At 73.3% G+C, this 5,049-nt stretch carries 6 protein-coding genes; 2 read left to right on the top strand and 4 right to left on the bottom strand.

Going from position 1 to position 5,049, the window contains the following annotated elements; translation table 11 throughout:
* Window positions 1-80 precede the first annotated feature (80 nt).
* Window positions 81-1,376, top strand: coding sequence for an MFS transporter (locus ACWCSD_RS47705; protein WP_449925633.1), 1,296 nt, complete (start codon window positions 81-83; stop codon window positions 1,374-1,376).
* 1 nt (window position 1,377) lies between these two features.
* On the opposite strand, the gene ACWCSD_RS47700 is transcribed toward ACWCSD_RS47705, so the two are convergent.
* From ACWCSD_RS47700 to ACWCSD_RS47685, 4 genes are read right to left on the bottom strand one after another with little or no spacing between them, the layout of a single operon-like run.
* Window positions 1,378-2,130, bottom strand: coding sequence for an SDR family NAD(P)-dependent oxidoreductase (locus ACWCSD_RS47700; RefSeq protein WP_397155585.1), 753 nt, complete (start codon window positions 2,128-2,130; stop codon window positions 1,378-1,380).
* Window positions 2,131-2,154: 24 nt separating this feature from the next.
* Window positions 2,155-2,733, bottom strand: coding sequence for a TetR/AcrR family transcriptional regulator (locus ACWCSD_RS47695; protein ID WP_358291730.1), 579 nt, complete (start codon window positions 2,731-2,733; stop codon window positions 2,155-2,157).
* A 49-nt stretch (window positions 2,734-2,782) separates the two neighbouring features.
* The gene (locus ACWCSD_RS47690) at window positions 2,783-3,160 is read right to left on the bottom strand and encodes a hypothetical protein (RefSeq protein ID WP_397155581.1); all 378 of its coding nucleotides are present in this window, start codon (window positions 3,158-3,160) and stop codon (window positions 2,783-2,785) included.
* A complete protein-coding gene (locus tag ACWCSD_RS47685) occupies window positions 3,153-4,256 on the bottom strand; it encodes a glycosyltransferase family 9 protein (protein WP_449925628.1) in 1,104 nt (367 codons plus the stop codon). The genes ACWCSD_RS47690 and ACWCSD_RS47685 overlap by 8 nt, the downstream gene beginning before the upstream one ends.
* 190 nt (window positions 4,257-4,446) lie before the next feature.
* Here ACWCSD_RS47685 and ACWCSD_RS47680 point away from each other — a divergent pair.
* Window positions 4,447-5,049, top strand: a 603-nt coding sequence (locus ACWCSD_RS47680; RefSeq protein ID WP_449925625.1) for a bifunctional heptose 7-phosphate kinase/heptose 1-phosphate adenyltransferase, incomplete at its 3' end; no start/stop codon positions are given.

The raw sequence follows: 5,049 nt of genomic DNA, 5'->3' as shown, positions 1-5,049 counted from the left end.
GGTGGCGTTCTAGGGACGCCGGCCCCGCGCCACTGGGAAGCGGGCGGAGGAAGATCTACTCTGGCGTCGAGGGAGGCGCCATGACCCACGAGGCAGCAGAGCCGGACCCCGCCCAACTCCGTCGCGTCGCCATGGCGAGCGCGGTCGGCACCACGATCGAGTGGTACGACTACTTCATCTACTCCACGGCCGCCGCGCTGGTCTTCGGCTCCCAGTTCTTCTCCCCGCTCTCGCCCGCGTCGGGCACCCTGGCCGCGTTCGCCACGCTCGGCGTCGGGTTCCTGGCCCGGCCCGTGGGCGGCCTGGTGTGGGGGCACTTCGGCGACCGGCTCGGACGCAAGGCGATGCTGGTCGCGTCCCTGCTGCTGATGGGCGCGGCCACGGTCGGCGTCGGGCTGCTGCCCACCTACGACCGGATCGGGGTGGCGGCCCCGATCCTGCTGCTGGTCCTGCGGCTGCTCCAGGGGCTCAGCGCCGGGGGCGAGTGGGGCGGCGCGGCGCTGCTCGCCGTCGAGCACGCCCCGCCCGGCAAGCGCGGCCGCTACGGGCTGTACTCCCAGGTGGGCGTGCCGGCCGGGCTGATCCTGGCGCAACTGGTGTACGTCGCGGTGACGGCCGGGCTGTCGGAGGCGCAGTTCGCGAGCTGGGGCTGGCGGATGCCGTTCCTGTTCAGCGTCGTGCTGGTCGCGGTCGGGCTGTTCATCAGGCTGCGGGTGACCGAGACGCCGGTGTTCCGGGCGCTGTCCGCCGAGCAGGCCCGCAGCAGGCGGCCCGTCCTCGACGTCTTCCGCGAGCGGCCGCGGGCGCTGCTGCTCGCCTCGGCCAGCTTCGTCGCCAACACCGCGATCGGCTACGTGTTCCTCGCCTACCTGCTGTCCTACGGCACCCAGGTGCTGAAGGTCAGCAGGAACCTCATGCTCGTCGTGGTGATCGTCGGCAGCCTGACCTGGCTGGCCGGGATCGTGGCCACGGCGATCTGGTCCGACCGGATCGGCCGCAAGCCGGTCTACCTGGCCGGCTCGGTGCTCCTCGTGGTCTGGGCCGTGCCGTTCTTCCTGCTGGTGGACACCAAGGTGGCGGCGCTGATGGTGGTCGCCGTGGTGGTGCTCAACGTGGGGCTCGCCGCGACGTACGGGCCGCAGTCGGCGCTGTTCGCCGAGCTGTTCGAGCCCCGCTACCGCTACAGCGGGGTCTCCTTCTCGTACGCGGTCGGCGCGCTGCTCGGCGGCGGGTTCGCCCCGCTGGTCGCGACCGCCCTGCACGAGGCGACCGGCACGTCGTTGTCGGTGTCGGCGTACATGGCCGGGGTCGGGCTGATCAGCCTGGTGGCGGTGCTGGCCATGAAGGAGACCCGCCCGCCCGTGGCCGCCGGCTGAGTCAGGCCGTGGCGCCGCCGTCGATCACGTGGTCCTGGCCGACGACGAAGCTGGACTCCGGCGAGGACAGCCACAACGCGGCCGCGGCGATCTCCTCCGGGGTGGCGACGCGGCCGATGGGCAGGGCGTGCCGCATGCGCTCGTCGCGCTCGGCCGGCGTCTCGCCGGGACGCGTGGACATGGGCGAGTCGATGGGGCCGGGGCTGACGGCGTTGACGCGGACGCCGTCGGCGATGTGGTCGCGGGCGGCGGTGCGGGTCAGGTGGCTCACCGCGGCCTTCGAGGCGGCGTAGGCGGCGGCCCCGGGCAGTCGCCAGTGGGCGCCGAGGTTGCTGGCCACGTTGACGATCACGCCGCCGCCGTGCTCGCGCATGTAGGCGATCTCGTGCTTCATCGACAGGAACACGCCCTTGAGGTTCACCGCGAGCACGGTGTCCCAGGTGTCCTCGTCGTAGTCGGCCACCGGAGCCAGCATGCCGAAGACGCCCGCGGCGTTCAGCGCCACGTCGAGCCCGCCGTAACGGGTGACGGCGGCCTCCACCATGGCGGCGACGGAGGCCGAGTCGGTGACGTCCGCGGTGAAGCCGGCGGCCCGGCCGCCCGCCGCCTCGATCTCCTTGACCACCGCGCCGAGCCGCGCGGCGTCCCGCCCGGCGGCCAGCACGGACGCGCCCTTCCTGGCGTACGCCAGCGCGGCGGCCCGGCCCACGACCCCGGTGGCCCCGGTGACAAGCACGACTTTGCCTTCGAACACGACAAGCTCCTAGAACGATCGATCTCAAATTTGCACGGCGATCATGGCCTGTTCGACCGCGTCGCGCAGGCGGCGCGGGTCGGGGTCGGCCCGCCCGAGCACGCGCAGGCCCTGGAGCAGCACGAGCAGGAACCGGGCCAGCGCGTAGGGGTCCTTCGACTCGGGGATCTCCCCCTGGGCGCGGGCGCGCACCAGCGCGGCGGCGAGCGCGGTCTCCAGCTCGGCCCAGCTCGCCGTCACCCGGCGGGCCAGCTCGGCGTCGCGCGAGGCGAACTCCACGGCCGTGTTGACGACCATGCAGCCGCGCCGCAGCTCGTCGGCGAGGATCTCGGCCACGTAGGCGTCGAGGAAGGCGCGCACGGCCGGCACCGCGGGCCCCGGCTGGGCCAGCGGCTCGACCACGTTGCGCCGGGCCAGGTAGCGCTCCAGCGCCTTGACGTAGAGCTCCCGCTTGCCGCCGAAGGTGCCGTAGATGCTGGCCCGCGCCAGCCCCAGCCGCTCCACCAGGTCGGCCATCGAGGTCGCCTCGTAACCGCGCTCCCAGAACAGGTCGAGCGCCCGGTCGAGCGCGACCTCGGGATCGAACTCCTTGCTGCGTGCCACGCGGCGAAGCTACCACATTCAAGAACGAACGGTCTAGTTCGAAGAGCCTCTACGGTTCGCGGAACTCCGGGGCCTGGCCGTCGTCCGGCGGGTTCTGGGGCGGGTTGAGGTATTCGAGCGGCGTGTCGTCGGCGACGGCCCGCTCGGCGGCGGCGGTCTCCTCCACCGGCCGCTGCCGCGGGATGCTCAGCAGGCCCAGGCTGTCCTGCTCGCCGCGCCGCCTGATGACGTCGTTGATCGCCTCGGCCATCTCCTCCCTGGAGTAGCTGCCCTCGGGCAACTCGTTGAGATGGGTCAGCATGTCGGCGGGGATGTGCACGTGCGCGGATACCCGCGCGTACACTTCGCGCATCGCCACCCGGTCCCGTCCCTGGAACGCCTCGTCCAGGGCTTCCTGCAGTTCGTCCAGCACGGCCTGGTCAGTCATCGCGATATCCCTTCAGTAGGTCTTCGGCCTGTTCTGTCACGTCGTCCACCGAGACGTCGGCGACCCACGTCCCGTCGTGCTCGCAGCGTTCGGCCTCCGCGTCCACGCCGCTCGCGCCGCAGGTCGGGCACCGGGTGGTCCAGGAGATCAGCGGCCGGTGCGCGGTCCTGCTGAGCGGCCCGGCGTTGATGACGTTGACGCACGAGTAGACGGCGACCGTGGGCGTGCCGACGGCCGCGGCGAGGTGGCGCGGGCCGGTGTCGTTGGCGACCACCAGGGCGCAGCGCTCGTACAGGGCGGCCAGGCCGCCGAGGGTGAGCGTGCCGACGACGGGGAGCACCGGGTGCGCGCGCCCGCGCATGGCCGCGACCGTCGCCTCCACCAGGTCCTTCTCGGCCCAGCTCCCCGTCACCGCGACGGGCCGGGCCAGCCGGTCGGCCACCTCGGCGAAACGTTCGGGGGGCCAGCGCCGCCGCGGGTCCGTCGCCCCCGGATGCAGCGCGACCAGCCCGGCCGGCGGCTCGCCGAACGACTCGGCCAGCTCCGCCCGGTCGCGGGCGGTGACGGCCACCAGCGGTTCGAGCCGCTCGGCGACCCCGCCGACCAGCTCGGCGACCTGGAGGAAACGCAGCGTCTCGTGCTGGAAGTACGTGTAGGGCACCCACCGGTCCAGCTCCTCGGCGTCCGGGGAGCGCAGCCCGGCGGTAACCCGCGCCCCGAGCGAGCGCACGAACGGGTTGGAGAAGCGCCCGCCGCCGTGGATCTGCACCGCCAGGTCGAACGCCCGTTCCCGCAGCTCGGCGCGGGCCCCGCCGGGGACCGGGTAGCCGGTCTCCGACGTCGAGACCCCCGTGATCGGCGGCAGCGCCACCACGTCGTCCACCGGTCCCGGCCGCCCGGACAGGAACTCGGCGTGCCACGGCGTGCCGAGCAGGGTGAGCCGGGCGTCGGGGTAGGCCAGCTTGATCGCCTCGATGGCCGGCAGCGCGACCAGGTAGTCGCCGATCGCGTTGGCCCGCAGGACGGCGATGCTCCGCACGCCCTCGACCAGGCCGGGCCGGGCCGTCATGGGGTCCCCGGCATGTAGTCGTAGCATTCCGCGCTCCTGTCCGCGACAGTGGTCGGCAGCTCCAGGCGGCAGGCCCGCCTGGGCGGCAGCCCGGTGTCCGAAGGGCCGTACATCCCTGCCGGGCTACCCGGCAGGGATGGCCCGTAACTTTGGTTTCGGACGAACCTATTTGAGCTGGTATGCGTTTGAGCTGGGCTTTTACAGGTACTCGCCCTCTATGGGCACCCTGGGGGAAGAGACGGTCAGCGCGGTCGTCGTCGGCGACGTCATGCTCGACTCGTGGCTGCACGGCTCGGCCAAGCGGCTGGCCCAGGAGGCTCCGGTGCCCGTGATGAGCCTGGAGGCGGTCGAGGACGCGCCGGGCGGCGCCGGCAACACCGCGGCCAACCTGGCGGCGCTGGGGGCCCGCGTCCGGCTCGTCGGCGTCGTGGGCGACGACGCCTGCGGCGACCAGCTCGTCCAGGCGTTGCGGCTGCTCGGCGTGGAGACGGACCTGCAGGCGGTGCCGGGGCGGCGGACCGCGCACAAGCGCCGGCTGGTCACCAGCGGCCAGCTCACCGCCCGCTACGACGAGGAGGACCTCGACGTCATCCCGCCCGAGGCCGAACGCGCACTGCTGGCCCGCGTCTCCGCGGCCGTGACCGGCGCGGACGTCGTCGTGGCCTGCGACTACGGCGGCGGCGTGTTCACCCCGGCGGTGCGCCGGGCGCTGGCCGGGCTGCCGCTGCTCGTGGTGGACGCGCACGCGGTCGCGCCCTGGGTCGAGTGCGCGCCGGCGGCGGTGCTGCCCAACTACGCCGAGGTGGTGGGCCTGCTCGGC

The sequence above is a fragment of the Nonomuraea sp. NPDC001684 genome (genome assembly GCF_053596515.1).
Note: the sequence above shows the minus strand (reverse complement) of the source record. Positions and strands in the feature narration are given on the sequence as shown.

What these genes read in the sequence shown, in the direction of transcription:
- ACWCSD_RS47705 (WP_449925633.1), top strand. Translation starts at nt 81, where the DNA reads ATGACCCACGAGGCAGCAGAGCCGGACCCCGCCCAACTCCGTCGCGTC.
- ACWCSD_RS47690 (WP_397155581.1), bottom strand. Translation starts at nt 3,160, where the DNA reads ATGACTGACCAGGCCGTGCTGGACGAACTGCAGGAAGCCCTGGACGAG.
- ACWCSD_RS47685 (WP_449925628.1), bottom strand. Translation starts at nt 4,256, where the DNA reads ATGCTACGACTACATGCCGGGGACCCCATGACGGCCCGGCCCGGCCTG.